At 70.0% G+C, this 14318-nt stretch carries 15 protein-coding genes; 8 read left to right on the forward strand and 7 right to left on the reverse strand.

Features of this window, described 5'->3' with window-relative positions; genetic code table 11:
• Positions 1 to 28 precede the first annotated feature (28 nt).
• Positions 29 to 1246, reverse strand: a complete 1218-nt coding sequence (locus NA8_RS03065; RefSeq protein ID WP_063048822.1) for an erythromycin esterase family protein — start codon at positions 1244 to 1246, stop codon at positions 29 to 31.
• 112 nt (positions 1247 to 1358) lie between these two features.
• Here NA8_RS03065 and NA8_RS03070 point away from each other — a divergent pair, with 112 nt between their 5' ends.
• From NA8_RS03070 to NA8_RS03085, 4 genes are all read left to right on the forward strand, one after another.
• Entirely contained in the window at positions 1359 to 2069 is a 711-nt protein-coding gene (locus NA8_RS03070) for a MerR family transcriptional regulator (protein WP_063048823.1), read from the forward strand.
• A gap of 139 nt (positions 2070 to 2208) precedes the next feature.
• On the forward strand, positions 2209 to 2589 hold the full coding sequence (locus tag NA8_RS03075) for a BlaI/MecI/CopY family transcriptional regulator (protein ID WP_084466478.1): 381 nt from the start codon (positions 2209 to 2211) through the stop codon (positions 2587 to 2589).
• Positions 2586 to 3536 (forward strand): M56 family metallopeptidase, encoded by a 951-nt coding sequence (locus NA8_RS03080; protein ID WP_063048824.1) that lies wholly within the window; start codon positions 2586 to 2588, stop codon positions 3534 to 3536. Before NA8_RS03075 ends, NA8_RS03080 begins: the two co-directional genes overlap by 4 nt.
• A gap of 18 nt (positions 3537 to 3554) precedes the next feature.
• A complete protein-coding gene (locus NA8_RS03085) occupies positions 3555 to 4664 on the forward strand; it encodes a DNA glycosylase AlkZ-like family protein (protein ID WP_063048825.1) in 1110 nt (369 codons plus the stop codon).
• A 272-nt stretch (positions 4665 to 4936) separates the two neighbouring features.
• Here the strand turns inward: NA8_RS03085 and NA8_RS03090 are convergent, their stop codons facing one another.
• Complete coding sequence (locus tag NA8_RS03090; RefSeq protein WP_063048826.1) at positions 4937 to 6367, reverse strand: MFS transporter; 1431 nt, start codon at positions 6365 to 6367, stop codon at positions 4937 to 4939.
• 13 nt (positions 6368 to 6380) lie between these two features.
• Entirely contained in the window at positions 6381 to 7181 is an 801-nt protein-coding gene (locus NA8_RS03095; protein ID WP_063048827.1) for an acyl-CoA thioesterase, read from the reverse strand.
• 54 nt (positions 7182 to 7235) lie between these two features.
• On the opposite strand from NA8_RS03095, the gene NA8_RS03100 reads away from it, so the two are divergent.
• From NA8_RS03100 to NA8_RS03110, 3 genes are read left to right on the forward strand one after another with little or no spacing between them, the layout of a single operon-like run.
• The gene (locus NA8_RS03100; RefSeq protein WP_063048915.1) at positions 7236 to 7709 is read left to right on the forward strand and encodes a winged helix-turn-helix transcriptional regulator; all 474 of its coding nucleotides are present in this window, start codon (positions 7236 to 7238) and stop codon (positions 7707 to 7709) included.
• Between the two features lie 52 nt (positions 7710 to 7761).
• Positions 7762 to 8175, forward strand: coding sequence for an NUDIX hydrolase (locus NA8_RS03105; RefSeq protein ID WP_084466480.1), 414 nt, complete (start codon positions 7762 to 7764; stop codon positions 8173 to 8175).
• A 32-nt stretch (positions 8176 to 8207) separates the two neighbouring features.
• A complete protein-coding gene (locus tag NA8_RS03110) occupies positions 8208 to 8705 on the forward strand; it encodes a hypothetical protein (RefSeq protein ID WP_063048917.1) in 498 nt (165 codons plus the stop codon).
• Positions 8706 to 8744: 39 nt separating this feature from the next.
• Here the strand turns inward: NA8_RS03110 and NA8_RS03115 are convergent, their stop codons facing one another.
• Genes NA8_RS03115 through NA8_RS03130 form a run of 4 tightly spaced genes read right to left on the reverse strand, consistent with a single transcriptional unit; the run spans position 8745 to position 12484 of the window.
• Positions 8745 to 9344 (reverse strand): GTP-binding protein, encoded by a 600-nt coding sequence (locus NA8_RS03115; protein WP_040866767.1) that lies wholly within the window; start codon positions 9342 to 9344, stop codon positions 8745 to 8747.
• Entirely contained in the window at positions 9325 to 9699 is a 375-nt protein-coding gene (locus NA8_RS03120; RefSeq protein WP_063048828.1) for a DUF742 domain-containing protein, read from the reverse strand. The genes NA8_RS03115 and NA8_RS03120 overlap by 20 nt, the downstream gene beginning before the upstream one ends.
• A gap of 8 nt (positions 9700 to 9707) precedes the next feature.
• The gene (locus tag NA8_RS03125) at positions 9708 to 10121 is read right to left on the reverse strand and encodes a roadblock/LC7 domain-containing protein (RefSeq protein WP_063048829.1); all 414 of its coding nucleotides are present in this window, start codon (positions 10119 to 10121) and stop codon (positions 9708 to 9710) included.
• A 2-nt stretch (positions 10122 to 10123) separates the two neighbouring features.
• On the reverse strand, positions 10124 to 12484 hold the full coding sequence (locus NA8_RS03130; RefSeq protein ID WP_084466494.1) for a sensor histidine kinase: 2361 nt from the start codon (positions 12482 to 12484) through the stop codon (positions 10124 to 10126).
• Between the two features lie 253 nt (positions 12485 to 12737).
• Between NA8_RS03130 and NA8_RS03135 the strand changes: the two genes are divergently transcribed.
• Positions 12738 to 14291 carry a succinic semialdehyde dehydrogenase gene (locus NA8_RS03135; protein ID WP_063048831.1) on the forward strand — a complete coding sequence of 518 codons (1554 nt, stop codon included), beginning with the start codon at positions 12738 to 12740 and terminating at the stop codon, positions 14289 to 14291.
• Positions 14292 to 14318 lie beyond the last annotated feature (27 nt).

Here is a 14318-nt window from a genome sequence, read left to right on the forward strand (position 1 = left end):
GGGACTCAGAGGTGGGGTCGAAGGCTACCTACCAGTACTGATGCCGCTTTCCGTCGGTGTCGGCGACGAAGATGACCGCATCCGCGCCGTCCAGGTCGGCCGGGTCGAGCGGGATGTGGCCGGGCACGAAAGGTGTGCTCGCGCCGATCGACGGGGCGAGCGCGGCGCGCAGGGCCTGGACCGGGAACAGGGCACGACGGGAGGTCGCCTCGGCCAACACGCGCTGGAGGGTGCCCGGCTCACTGTCAGGACTGGCGTCGGTTGCCACGAACATGTAGCGCTCGCCGAGGGTGAGTTCGATGAGCGCGCCGGCGCTGCACCAGTTCGCCTCGTCCCGGCCGATCGGCGTATGGGACTGCGCGCGCCGCAAGTGCGCGTTGTGTGCGAACACCAGGCTCGGTCCGCGTCGCTGCTCCTGCGCGATGATCGCGAGCAGGTTCTCGGCCATCATCTCGGCGCGCACGCTGAGCAGGGTCGCGATGCGATCGGGTGTGCGACCGGCCATCGCCGCGTGATAGCGCAGCAGGCCCTGGCCGGTGCGCGCGTGCGCGACGGCGTGGTCGTAGCCGGTCGGGTCGGCGCGACGCAGGCCGGGCGCCGCGCGGTGCAGCGCGCAGGCGAGGTCGTCGGCGACGACGCGCAGGGCACGAGCGCGGTCGGAGTCGCCGATGGACGCCGACGGGTCGAACATGGCCGCCTGGTTCGTCCAGTCCGCGTCCTCGCCGAGCAGTGCGTCGAGGTCGCGGACCGATCCGGGCCGCAGCGCCGCGGGCAGGTAGTCGGTGACCGACGACAGTGCGCGTCGCGGACTCGGCGCGCCGGAGTGCTCCAGCGGTGCGTCGAAGCCGTGGAAGCGCACCCGGTCCGCCGGCGCGCGGCCTGCGTTGTGCGTGCGGAGCCATTCGACGAGTTCGCGGTTGCCCGGCACCGCGCCGAACCCGTGGCTGAACCCGGTCGCGAGCACCGTGTCGATGTCCGCGGTGGCCCCCGTCACGTAGTCGTCGACAACGGACGCGGCGAAGACATCGGTCTCCAGCACGATCGACCGGTACCCCTGTTCGACGAGGTGACAGAGGATCTCGTTGCGTAACAACGGGAACGCCTCGACGCCGTGCGTCGGCTCGCCGAGCGCCAGGAGGGCCGTCGGCTCGGTTCGTGCGGCGAGCAGTTCATCGAGGGCGCGGCCCAGGCTTGCCGGGTCGTCGAGTTGGCGGCCGATGGCGCGCAGTGATGCGGCAGTGGACATGGACACCCCTTTCCGGAAGGACTGCCCTCGACAGTATCGTTGAACATTCGAGTGAAACTTTCGCGACCTATCCCTGATATTCAGAGACAAAACCCTCAATCGGAGGTGTGAGCTGCGGCCCATCGACCTCGCCCGGGAACACGGGTTGTCCGCACAGGCGATCCGCAACTACGACGACGCGGGCATCCTCCCGCCGACCGAGCGCAGCCAGACCGGTTACCGGCGCTACACGGCCTTGCACGCGCAGGCGCTGCGCGCCTTCCTCGCCTTGCGCGCCGGCCACGGGCACCGGCCGGCAACGGACATCATGCGCGCGACCAACCGCGGCGACTCCGAGGCCGCCTACCGGCTCATCGACGCCGCGCACGTCGCGCTGCTCACCGAACGCGACACCCGCATCGAGGTCGCGAGGGCCCTGGGCGGCCTGTCCGCCACGATGCCTCCCCCTGTCCCCGGTCGGCCGCTGACCGTCGGCGAACTCGCGCGCCGGCTCGGCGTGCACGCCGCGACACTGCGCATGTGGGAGGCCCATGGCATCCTGCGTCCCGCACGCGACCGGACGACGGGTTACCGCCACTACGGACCGGACTGCGTACGCGACGCCGAGATCGCACGACAGCTACGCCGGGGCGGCTACCGGCTGTCCCAGGTCGCGCAGTTCGTCGAGTCGCTGCGCGCGGCGGGCGGAGCGGACGCGTTGAGCGCCTTTCTCGACTCCTGGCAAGACCGGCTGACCATGCGCAGCCGCAATCTTCTCGCCGGCGCGGCCCAACTCGACACTTACCTCGCCATGCTCGATCGGACGCCGCGCGCCACGGCGTAAGGGCACGGCCCCAGTCGTGCAAAGCATCCGGCAGCCCTGATCGGCGCGGCCGGATCTACTGGTTGCCTCCGTAGTAACCGGCCGTAACCGGTACCCTGTTCCCACGACGGGGCACAGCTCGGATGAGGGAGTCGGTACGGTGCGTGGATTCGGGGATCTGGAGGCGGTGATCATGGACCGCATCTGGGATCAGGACGCAGAGGACACAACGGTGCGTGAGATCTTCGACGAACTGTCGGCTCGGCGAGACATCGCCTATACGACGGTGATGTCGACCATGGACAACCTGCATCGCAAGGGCTGGCTGGCACGCGAACGCGCCGGTAAAGCCTACCGATATTGGCCGACGCTCACCAGGGAGGAGCACAGCGCCCGGCTCATGCTCGAAGCGCTGGGTTCCGGCGGCCGATCCGACCTGGTGCTCAGTCATTTCGTCGATCGGATCAGCGCCGAGGAGTCGGCCGGGCTGCGTGCCGCGCTGCGCAGACTCGCGGCGCGCAAGTCACCAGAAGTCCCGTGAACCTGGCCATCGCTCTGACGCTGTACGGCAGCGTCGTGGCGACTTTCGGTCCGCCCGTGCTGCGCAGTCTGACTCATCGCGGCATCGCGCCGCGGCTGGGCGTGATCGCCTGGGTGGTCGCGATCGTCGGGGCCCTGAGCGCCTGGGGGATCGCCGCGACGGTGGTGACCATCGAATTCGCCACCTACTGGGGACATCCGAAGGACGCGCTGCGCTCCTGCGTGTCGTTCCTGTGGACGCCGATGCACGTGCACGGGGCCGCGGCCACCCGGGCAGCCACGTTCGCCGTGGCGGCGCTGGTGGCCACCGGCACGGTGGCGCTCATCGCGCGCGCGGTGGGTGTCGTGGTGGACATGCGCAGGCGCACCAGCGTCCACGCGCGGGCCGTCCGCCTGGTCGGCAGGCCGGTGCCGGGTATCGGGGCGGTCGCGCTCGACTCGCCGGAGCGGCAGGTGTATTGCGTGCCGGGACGGCCCGACACCATCGTCGTCACCACCGCCGCGCTGGACGTGCTGGACGACGACCAGCTCGCCGCGGTGCTCGCGCACGAGCGCGCGCACCTGTCCGGCAGGCACGCGGCGTTGTCGGCGGTGCTGCGCGCGGTGGCCACCACGCTGCCGGGCCTGCGCTTGTTCACCGTCGGTGCGGCGGAGACCGCCCGGCTGCTGGAGATGTGCGCCGACGACAAGGCCGCCGACCAGCACGGTTCGCTGCCGTTGCTGGGCGGGTTGCTGGCGATCGTCGGCATCGTCGAGCCCGCGCCCCCGGGTGCGCTGGCCGCGGCGGGCACAGCTGTCCTGGCCCGTGCCGAGCGGCTGGCCGACCCGGTCGGCGCGATCCGGCGCGCCACCACCCGCACCGCTCTGCTCGGCGTGATCGCGATGACAGTGACCGGGTCGGCACTGGCGGCCGCGACGGTGGCCGGCGTCGGCGCGCTGCTGAGCTGAGTGGGAGAAGGAGCACGCGTGCGGGCCACCTGGGATCAGGTTTTCGCCTGGCGGCTGGATCGTCAGTATGTCCGGTCCCGTGCCGACGAGGGCGCGGTAGCCATCGCCGGGCGTCTGTTCGGCGTGCAGGCCCAGGTCGCCTCCGCGGCGGAACTGGCGGTCGGGCTGCGCAGCACGAAACCGGAACCGGGTGGGCTGGTTCGCGCGCTCGGGGATGGCACGTTGATGAAGACCTGGGCGATGCGCGGCACGTTGCACGCGCTCACCCCGGAGCCGGCCGCCGCCTGTCTTGCGCTCATCGGCTCGGCACGCACCTGGGAGAAGCCCGCCTGGCAGAAGAACTTCGGCGCCTCGCCCGCGGAGGTGGCCGCGCTGGCCGAGGCGGTCGCCGAGGTGCTCGACGGCGCGGTGCTCACCCGCGAGGAACTCGTCGAGGCACTGCTGTCCGAGTCGGGTTTCCACCGGCTCGGCGAGGAATTGCGCTCCGGCTGGGGCGCGCTGCTCAAACCCTTGGCCTGGCAAGGGGTGCTCTGCCACGGTCCGTCGCGGGGCGCCAAGGTGACGTTCGCCCGTCCCGCCCAGCTGGTGCGCGACTGGCCCGGCCTGCCCGAGCCGGAAGCCGCGGCGCCTGCGGCGATCCTCGGCTATCTCGGCGCCTACGGCCCGGCGACGCCGGAGACCTTCGACGCCTGGCTCAGCCGTAACAGTCTGCGCAAGTCCACGGTGCGGCGCTGGTTCGCCGAGTTGGGCGACCTGCTCACCGAAGTCGACGTGGAGGGCCGCCGCGGCTTCCTGCCGACCGATCAGGTCGACGCGCTGGCGGCCGCAGCGCCGAGCGCGACAGTGCACCTGCTCGGCGCCTTCGACCAGTACGTGCTGGGGCCGGGCACCGGTGACACCGTCGCGCTGCCTGCCGCCCACCGCGCGAAGGTGAGCCGGACCGCGGGCTGGATCTCACCGATCGTCGTGGTGGGCGGACGTATCGCGGGTACCTGGGAACTCACCGAGGACGCCGTCGAGATCACCATGTTCGACGATGCGCCGTTGCCGAAGCGGGGGCTGGACGCCGCCGTCGCGCACGTGGCGCTGACCGCCGGGCGCGAAAGCCTTACGGTGCGGGCCGGGTAGCGATGTAGCGGTGCGTAATTCCTCGTCGTGCCCCAGCTGATGCCGGACCAGCTGGGCTTCCTCGCGGCGTGGACCGTGGCGGCGAACCCGTGCGCTGTCCGGTACGCCGGTCCGCGGCGGGGATCCCTGGCTGGAGCAGCACTCGTCGCCGACGGCCGTGGTGCGGGCCGCTCATCACCGCGGTCATCCTGCCGCTCGCGGACCGGCGATTCCAGCGCCTGAGCCGCTGATCCGTCACCGCACGCAGACCCGGCGCCGGTCGGTGCGGCGGATCAGGCGACGGCCGGCTCGGTGACCGATTCCGGTTGCACGGCGGCGGGTTTCGGCATGCGGGCGACTACGCCGACCACACCGGCGAGAACCGCGACCACGGCCGTCACATACCACCCGCGCCGAAACGCCTCCAGTGTCGCTTCCGGATCGGTGGGCGAGCCGAGCACCGCGACCAGGACCGCGACGCCGACCGCGAGACCGATCTGGCGCGCCATGCTCAACACGGCCGACCCGGTGGCGAACCGCTGTGGCGGCAGTCCGCTGGTGCCCGCGGCGAAGGCGGTCGGCAGGGTGAGGCCGACACCGATGCCGCTGACCACCATGCCGCCGAGCAAGCCGCCGACGTAGTCCGGCGTCAGGGTGATCGCCCGCGCCCACCACAGCATGCCCGCGCCGAAGACGATCCCGCCCGCGGCGATGACCGGCCCGGCGCCGATCCGCCCGATCAGCCGCCCCGCCAGGACGGCGATCACCGGCACCATCAGCGGGCCGGGCGCGACGGCCAAACCGGTGCGTATCGCCGACCAGCCCCACACATTCTGCGCCCACAGCACCACCGACAGCAGCATCGCGCCGAAGGCGACGTTGAACAAAACGGCGTTGCCGGTCATCCAGGCGAAGTTGGGCGCGCGCAGCAGTGCCGGATCCACCACCGGGCTGTGATGCCGGGCCGAGGAGACCGCGAAGGCCACCGTCAACAGCGCCGCCACCGCGAACGCGGTGAGCACGCCCGCCGACGACCACCCCCAGTCCGTACCCTTCACCAGTCCGAGCACCAGCCCGGCGATCGCGCCGACCAACAGCGCCGCGCCGAACAGGTCGGGCATCCGCCCGCCGTCGCCTTCGGGATCGGGCAGCATCCGCACGCCGACAACCACCGCGATCAAGCCGAACGGCACGTTGACCAGAAACACCCAGCGCCAGCCGAATTCGACGAGCAGCCCGCCCAGCACCGGGCCGAGTGCCGCGCCGAGGCCGCCGAAGGCGACCCACAGCCGCACCGCCGCCGCACGGCGCTGCGGCGGGGCGGCCGCGAGCACCAAGCCGAGTGAGGCGGGCGTCAGCAACGCGCCGCCGACGGCCTGCAGGACGCGGAACAGCACCAGCGACCCGACGTCCCAGGCGGTCGCGCACAGTGCCGACCCGGCGACGAATATCACCAACCCCAGCAGGAAGGTGGTTCGAATGCTGCGGCGGTCGCCGAGTCGTCCTGCCGGGACCAGTAGTGCGGCGAACACGATCGCGTAGGCGTTGAGCACCCAGGACAGCCCGGAGATCCGCGCTCCGCCGAGATCGGCGGACATGTCCGGAAGGGCGACGTTGACTATGAACAGATCCAGGCTCGACAGCAGTACGCCGATCGAGACGACGGCGAGCACGACCCGGAAGTCGGCGGCGGCCCGGTTCGGCGCCGCGGTAGGGGATGGCATGGTCTTCTCCGTTTCAGCCGAGCACGCGGCGGGTCTGGCGGGCAGAGGCGAGCAGCAGGCCGCTCCGGTGCCAGATCGAGGTGTCGTCTACCGACCAGCCGCCGCCGGTAGAGGCGTTCTCCGTGCGAACCAGCACCGGCAGGCCACCGGTGGGCGCGCTGTGCACGTGCATCGACAGCGCCACCGTGGGGATCGCGACGGGCGTGCGCAGCGTGGGGAATATGGCGGGTGGCAGAGCGTCGGCGAGGATCGCGAGGGCCGCCGCGTCCGCGGGCAGTTCGGGGAGGAGTGTGATCCAGGCGCACATCATCGGTTCGTCCGCGCCGGTGAGCGGCAGCGGTCCCGCCGCGGGGCGGATGTCGAAATGGGCTCCCGCAGGCACGAGCTCGGGTGGGAGGGCGAACCGCGCACAGGATTCGGCATCGGGTACCCGCGGTGCCGGTGTGCCCGCGTATTTCGCGATGCCCGATTCCACGGTGCGACCGAGCGTGACGGACGCCGCCGCGACCGGGCTGCCGTCCTGCTCGGCGTGCACGTCCAGCACTACGGTGCTGCGACCGGCCGTGTGCTCGGTCGCCCGAAAGGTGAGGACATCTTCGGTGGGGCGGCCCAGGAACCGGAGGTCTACGGCCCGCACCGGCAATGGTTCGGCAGCCGCCGCGCGAGCCACCTCGATGAGCAGAGCCGCGATCACGCCGCCGTGCGGTCCGGTCCATCCCCGCCAGGACCGGTCGACCCGCGCCTGCCACCGGCCCGCGCCGGTGTCGGTGAGCGCGAATTGCTCGGCGAGCGTCCGCGTAGTGAGTTGCTTCATGCAACGCACCATAGGATAGTGAGTTCTATCAAGCAACTGACTATGCTGACGGATATGCGCAGGACGAGCTTCGAGGACATGAACTGCTCGCTGGCCCAGTGCCTCGAGGTGGTGGGGGAATGGTGGACGCTGCTGATCGTGCGCGACGCCCTGTTCGGCGTGACGCGCTTCGACGACTTCCACGCCCGGCTCGGCATCGCCCGCAATGTCCTCACCCAGCGTCTCGAGCATCTGGTGGAGCACGGCGTGCTGACCAGGGAGCCCTATCAGGACAATCCGGTTCGCTACGACTACCGGCTCACCACGAAAGGCCGCTCGCTGTGGCTGGTCGTCACCGCGATGCGGCAGTGGGGTGACGAATGGGCCGCGCCGGACGGCCCGCCGGTGCAGACGACGCACGCCGCGTGCGGGAATCTCGCGACCGTCGAGCCGGTGTGCTCGGAGTGCGGTGAGCGCATCGCGCCGCGCGACCTGCGTCCCGTTCTCGGCCCAGGCGCCAAGGACCCTTCCCTCATTCCGGCCGGGTGAGGCGGGCGCTGCCCATTCCACGTTCGTCGTCGCGCGGCGATAGGCTGCGGCGGTGGCGGACGGGCGAGTGCGGCAGTTGATCGACACGGTGGCATGGGTGCGAATCGAGGACGGACGGATCCTGTGTGCCAGACCGCGCGGCAAGGACGTCTTCTACATCCCGGGCGGCAAGCGCGAAGGCGCCGAGACCGATCTGCAGACGCTGCTGCGCGAGATCGAGGAAGAACTCACCGTCGCGCTGCTGCCGGAGACCGCCGCGCACGTCGGCATCTATGAGGCACCGCACGGTCCGGCGGATGGGGCGGTGGTGCGGATGAGTTGCTACACCGCGGATTACCGCGGAACGCTCGCCGCGAGCAGCGAGATCGAAGAGGTCGCGTGGTTCTCCTATGCCGACCGCCCCCTCGTCCCTCCGGTCGACCAGATGCTGTTCGACGATCTGGTGCACGCGGGCCTGCTACGGTGAATCGCGGGCCGAACAGCGCTACCGTCGGCGGTATGTCGTGGTTTCGGGCACTCCTGCGTTACGCCGCCTACGCGCTCTGGGCGCTCCCGCTGGCGGTGCGGCGAATTCCGACCCGACTGCGCGTGCCGCGGCGATTGCTCGGTGAATCCGTTCTGCCGCACAAATTCTCGGTCACCCGGTCGGTCTCGCACTCGGTGCTCAGCGGCGCGGTCGGCCTGACGGCCTGGTTTCTGGCCTTCCTGGCGATCGTCGCCGCGTTCCGCGGGATCTTGTTTCCGGTCGTCGCGAGCGACAATCTCGAAGGATCGTGGGGCGGTCCCACTTCGGCGGGTGCATGGGCGGTGCACGCGGCGCTCGGCGTCGGGCTGCTGCCGATCTGGCTGCTGGTCCTCGCCGGGCTCGGCGCGTTCCAATTGCGGCTCACCCGCGGCCTGCTCGGCCGGAACGGGCCGCGGTGGCCTGCTCCGGCCGCGGTAGTGCTGGCCGCGGGTGGCGCGCTGCTTTTCGTGGCCTGGCTGCGGCAGACGTGAGGGTTCACAGGTCCCGACCGCCGCGCAGCCGCAGCGCCCTCAGGTGGTGGCGTGTGCGCGTTGTGCCCGCTGGATGAGGTGTTCGACGAGGGTGAGCAGGACATCCTTGCATGACCCTCGGTCGCGCGCGTCGCAGAGCATGACGGGGGTGGCCGAGTCGAGGTCGAGGGCGTCGCGTACTTCGTCGTTGGTGTAGCGCGGTGCGCCGTCGAAGCAGTTGACGCCCACCATGAACGGCAGACCGCGGCGCTCGAAGAAGTCCACGGACGCGAAAGAGTTGCCGAGCCTGCGGGTATCGGCCAGGACGACGGCGCCGAGCGCGCCGCGCGCCAGTTCGTCCCACAGGAACCAGAACCGGTCCTGGCCCGGTGTACCGAACAGGTAGAGCACCAAATCGCGGTCGATGGTGAGCCTGCCGAAGTCCAGCGCGACCGTGGTCGTGGACTTCTGCTCGACGCCGGACAGATCGTCGATTCCGGTGCTCACCTCGGTGATCAGTTCCTCGGTGCGCAGTGGCGCGACTTCGCTGATCGCCGAGACCATGGTGGTCTTGCCGACGCCGAACCCGCCGGCGACGAGGATCTTGACCGACGCGGCCAGTTGCGGTGTGCCGCTCGGGTCAAAGTTTTCGGATTCCATCCAGTACCGCTCGCAATATGTTGAGGTCATCGGGTCCGGCCTCCGTCGGAACGGGAGCGCGGAAGATCAGTTGCCCGTCGCCGATCAGGTCACCGACGAGGATCTTCGTCACCGCCAGCGGCAAACGCAACTGCGCGGAGACTTCTGCGACGGTCTGCGAAACCCGGCACAGGCGAAGGATATCGGCGTACTCGGGTTCGCTGCGTCGCAGTGTGGCCGCGGAGGTGTCCGCGATCACGGTGGTGAGCATATCCAGTTCGGGTCCGGCGCCGCTGGTGCGCCCGCGCGTGACCGCGTAGGGACGCACCAGAGGGCCGGCCGCCTCGTCGAACCAGGGCTCACGCGGATGGGTCATGGCAGGTCTTACTCGGCATGTCCGACGAGGTCTTGGCGTGCGGTGGTGGACAGATAGCTGCCGACGCGCTGGACCGTCAGATTCATCTCGTAGGCCACCATGCCGAGATTGGCCGACTCGGCGGCTTGCAGTGCCAGGCAGGCGTTGTCGCCCGCGGAGGTCACGAACAGCACCGCGCGGTCGAGTTCGATGACCGCCTGCCGGACGCCGCCGCCGTCGAACCGGTTGCCCGCGCTGCGCGCCAGCCCGTAGAGCGCCGAGGACATCGCGCCGAAGTGTTCGGCGTCCTCGCGGTTCATACCGCTGGAGCGGCCGAGTAGTAGCCCGTCGGTGGACAGCACCACCGCGTGGCGCACGCCGGCCAGCCGGTCGACGAGATCGTCGAGCAGCCAATTGAGATCACCTGCGGGAGAAGCGGACACCCCTAGCCTTCCTGTTCGTCGGGGATGATGGTGGCACGGCGGCCCTGCCTGGTTCCGTTCTCGATGGCGGACATCAGATCACGGGCCTGCTCGGCGGAGCGGGGAGCCTGCGCGGAGGCGGCTTGCTGCTCCTGGGCCGACTGCGCCAATTGCGGTGCGAGATTGGTCTGTCGGTGTCGCCGCGGCAACGGCGGGCGACCGTCGGAGCCCGGTTGCATCGGAGCCTCGGTGTACGGGCGAGGGGCGTAGCGCGGCGGCGCGGCGGATTCGACCGGCAGGGTCGCGACCGACGACGACGGGGTCTGCGCGGAATTCGCCGTCTCCGTCGCGATCGCGGGCGTGGTGATGAGCTTGCGGCGACTGCCGGGATCGGTGAGTTCCGCCGGTGTCTGCGGCACGCCCGAATCGGCCGCGATGAGGGCGGACGGAACGAGCACGATGGCCTTGATGCCGCCGTAGTCGGAGTCCGACAGCCGCACCGCGATTCCGTGGCGCGCCGCCAGCTGCGCGACCACGAACAATCCCAACCGGGAGTCGGCCGACAGGGTCGCCACGCCGAAATCCGGTGGATTGCGCAGCGTCTCGTTCATCTTGGCCAGGTCGGCTTCGGACATGCCCATGCCCTGGTCGCCGATTTCTACTACGACCCCCTTGCCCACCACATTGCCGGTCACCTCGACACGCGACTGCGGCGGCGAGAAGGAGGTGGCGTTGTCCACCAGTTCGGCGAGCAGGTGGATGAGGTCGGCGACCACCGCGCCGAGCACGTGGACTTCGGGCAGCCGGGACACCCGCACCCGGGCGTAGTCGAGAGTTTCGCCGACGGCGCTGCGCACCAGGTCGACCAGCGGAACCGGGTTGCGCCACTGCCTGCCCGGCTTGCCACCGCCCAGGATGGTGAGGTTCTCGGCGTTGCGCCGCTCCCGGGTCGCGAGGTGATCGAGACGGAACAAGGTGTCGAGCAGGACGGGGTCTTCCTGCCGCTGCTCGGCTTCGTCGAGGATTTCCAGCTGCCGGTGCACCACGATCTGGCTGCGGTGCGCGATGTTCAGGAACACCGCTTTCACGCCCTCCCGGGTGCGAGCCTCGGCCACCGCCGCGGAGACGGCCGCGGAATGGGCGTGCTGGAATGCCTTGGCCACTTGGCCGATCTCGTCGCTGCCGTAGTCCAGGTTCGGGGACTCGGCGGCGGGATCGACAGCTTCGCCGTCGCGCAGCCTGCGCATCATGTCGGGCAGCCGCTCGTCGGCCAGCGCGAGCGTTTCTCCCCGCAATCGCTTCAGCCTGCGAATGACGCGGTTGGCCAAGGCGACCGCGACGACGAGCACCAGAACGCCGATCACGAGCAGGCCGCCACCCGTCACGCCGGATCTGGTCGCCGCCGCGGCGGCCTTGTCTTCGGCGGCCTCCTGGACATCCCGGTTGTACACCGACCAGGCGTCGAGCAGCCCGCGGCTGACCTCGGCTGCCGCACGGCGCCATTCGTCGGTGCTCAGCGGAAGCGGAGGCAAGTTCGATTGCCGTGTGCCGGTGCTCGCGCTCGCCGCGGGGGGCGATGGGGTGGCGGTAGCCGTCGCGGCGCTGACGCGCTGGATGATGGCATTCTCCATCGCGGTCAGCTGTTGCCACGCCGTGCCGGTGGACAGCGCCTGCAGGCGGGCCTTGATCGGGCCGTCCAATTCGGTGATGAGCATGGCGATTTCGGCGTGGTAGAAGCCGGTCTGGCGGGTGTACTCATCGATCGGGATGGGTGGGGGAGTGGCGCCGTTGACGTAGACCGCGCCGAGGGCGTTGCTGCGTGACATCGCCTCGCTCACGTAGAACAAGCGGATGCCGGCCACGGTGCCCACGGCGATCTCGCTCTCCGGCGCGGTCCGCACGGTGGACTGGGCGCCTGCGGAGATCGGATCGAGCAACCGGTTGTAGAACATGTACGCGTCCGGAATCGGCAGTGCGCCCGCGTCGGCGGCCGAGCGCACCGTCGTCAGGCTCTGCGTCAGCATGACGAGGTCGGCGTCCTTCTCGGTGATCTTCGAGTCGTCGACGTCGCGCAGGTTCGCGGAAGTCGCGAGCAGGTTGCGCACCGCCGCGTCCACGCGCATGCGCGCGGGCCCGAGCGCGGACGCGAGAGTGTCGTCGCCGGACAGCTGGGCGAGGGTGAGGTAGCGTTCCTGCTCGATAGCGTCCATGACCTCGCTGGTCACCGCGATGGCCTTCTGGCTCGCCGCGGCCCAGTCCTTCGCTTTGGTTCCTTCGGCCACCAGGTAGCCCGCGGCGCCCATGCCTGCCAACAGCAGAGTCAAACTCGGAATGAGCGCGATAGCCAGAATCCGGGTGCGGACCCCGAGCCTCGCTCTGAACATCGGCATAACGTAAACCACGACCCGGCGATACGGACAGCCGGTCCCGGTGAGTGGGACTCGAATTGACTCCACTGGGAAAACTGTGGGCTAACGGGGGATCGTCATCCGGGCGACGCCCCGAACCAAGAGGTATTCGGCGCCGAGGCGGCCATGGACGGCGTGTTGCGCAATCCGTCCGCAGCGGGTTCATGACGGGCGATATCGGGCGTAGATTGTGTGTATCTCAAAGTTACTCACAAGTAGGAGGCCAACGATGCCCGCGCCGGAAGCCGATGTATTCGACCGCCTCAGCGCGCTGGCCGCGATCGAGGCGTCCGCGGACCGTCCGCGTAGGACGATCGCCGAGACGTTCACCGGAAAGCCCCTGGGCAGCGTCCCGGTCGGTACGGCGGCCGACGTCACCGCCGCCTTCGACAAGGCCAGGGTCGCGCAGCAGCGCTGGGCGGCCCGTCCGGTGGCCGAACGGGCTGCCGTGCTGGACCGTTACCGCGCGCTGGTGGTGGAGCACCGCGAGTTCCTGATGGACGTGGTGCAGGCCGAGACCGGCAAAGCCCGATGGGCCGCCCAAGAGGAAATCATGGGCCTGATGTTCGCGGCCCGCTATTTCGCCAAGATCGCCCCGAGCGTGCTGGGCACCCACCGGGTAGCGGGCGCTTTCCCCGTGCTCAACCGCGCCTCGGTCCGGTATCAGCCCAAGGGCGTGGTCGGCGTCATCGCCCCGTGGAACTACCCGCTGCTGCTGTCGATCGGTGATTCCATTCCGGCGCTCATCGCGGGCAACGCCGTGGTGGTCAAGCCCGACAGCCAGACCCCGTTCTCCACGCTGGCCGGCGCGGAGCTGCTCTACCGGGCCGGTCTACCGCGCGAGCTGCTCGCGGTCGTCCCCGGCCCGGGCGGCGTGGTCGGCACCGCGATCGTCGAGGACTGCGACTACCTGATGTTCACCGGTTCCTCGGCGACCGGCCGCACCCTGGCCGAGCAGTGCGGTCGCAGGCTGATCGGCTTCTCCGCCGAACTGGGCGGCAAGAACCCGATGATCGTCGCCGCGGGCGCCGACCTGGACAAGGCCGCCAAGGCGGCCGTGCGCGCCTGCTTCTCCAATGCCGGGCAGCTGTGCATCTCCATCGAGCGGCTCTATGTCGAGCGGCCGGTCGCCGCGGCGTTCACGGAGAAGTTCGTCGCCGCCGTACACGCCGCGAAACTCGGCGCCGCCTACGACTATTCGGCCGACATCGGCAGCCTCATCTCCGAAGCGCAACTGGAAACGGTGTCCAAGCACGTCGCGGACGCCACCTCGAAGGGAGCGAAGGTACTCACCGGCGGCAAGGCCCGCCCGGACCTGGGTCCGCTGTTCTTCGAGCCGACCGTGCTCGGCGACGTGACCGACGAGATGGAATGCGGTCGCAACGAGACCTTCGGCCCGCTGGTATCGATCTATCCGGTCGACAGCGTCGAGGAGGCGGTGCGCCTGGCCAACGACACCGACTACGGCCTCAATGCCTCGGTGTGGGCGGCGAGCAAGTCCGAAGGCGAGCGGATCGCGGCGCGGCTACACGCGGGCACGGTCTGTGTGGACGAGGGCTACGCGCCGGCGTGGGGCACCACCGGCGCCCCGATGGGCGGAATGGGCATCTCCGGTGTGGGGCGCCGTCACGGGCCCGACGGCCTGCTCAAGTTCACCGAACCGCAGTCGATCGTGGTCACCCGTTTCATGAATCTGGATGCGCCGAAGCTGTTCCCGAAGGACAAGTGGCAGCCGTTCCTGATGACCGTAGCGCGCAGCCTGCGTTTCCTGCCCGGGCGCTGACACACGACGTCCGTCCGGGTGGTCGTG

The sequence above is a fragment of the Nocardia arthritidis NBRC 100137 genome (assembly GCF_001612765.1).
GTDB lineage: Bacteria > Actinomycetota > Actinomycetes > Mycobacteriales > Mycobacteriaceae > Nocardia > Nocardia arthritidis.

Coding starts and splice junctions, on each gene's coding strand:
- NA8_RS03090 (WP_063048826.1), bottom strand. CDS start 6,367: ATGCCATCCCCTACCGCGGCGCCGAACCGGGCCGCCGCCGACTTCCGG.
- NA8_RS03100 (WP_063048915.1), top strand. CDS start 7,236: ATGCGCAGGACGAGCTTCGAGGACATGAACTGCTCGCTGGCCCAGTGC.
- NA8_RS03065 (WP_063048822.1), bottom strand. CDS start 1,246: ATGTCCACTGCCGCATCACTGCGCGCCATCGGCCGCCAACTCGACGAC.
- NA8_RS03135 (WP_063048831.1), top strand. CDS start 12,738: ATGCCCGCGCCGGAAGCCGATGTATTCGACCGCCTCAGCGCGCTGGCC.
- NA8_RS03120 (WP_063048828.1), bottom strand. CDS start 9,699: ATGACCCATCCGCGTGAGCCCTGGTTCGACGAGGCGGCCGGCCCTCTG.
- NA8_RS03095 (WP_063048827.1), bottom strand. CDS start 7,181: ATGAAGCAACTCACTACGCGGACGCTCGCCGAGCAATTCGCGCTCACC.
- NA8_RS03115 (WP_040866767.1), bottom strand. CDS start 9,344: ATGGAATCCGAAAACTTTGACCCGAGCGGCACACCGCAACTGGCCGCG.
- NA8_RS03130 (WP_084466494.1), bottom strand. CDS start 12,484: ATGTTCAGAGCGAGGCTCGGGGTCCGCACCCGGATTCTGGCTATCGCG.
- NA8_RS03110 (WP_063048917.1), top strand. CDS start 8,208: ATGTCGTGGTTTCGGGCACTCCTGCGTTACGCCGCCTACGCGCTCTGG.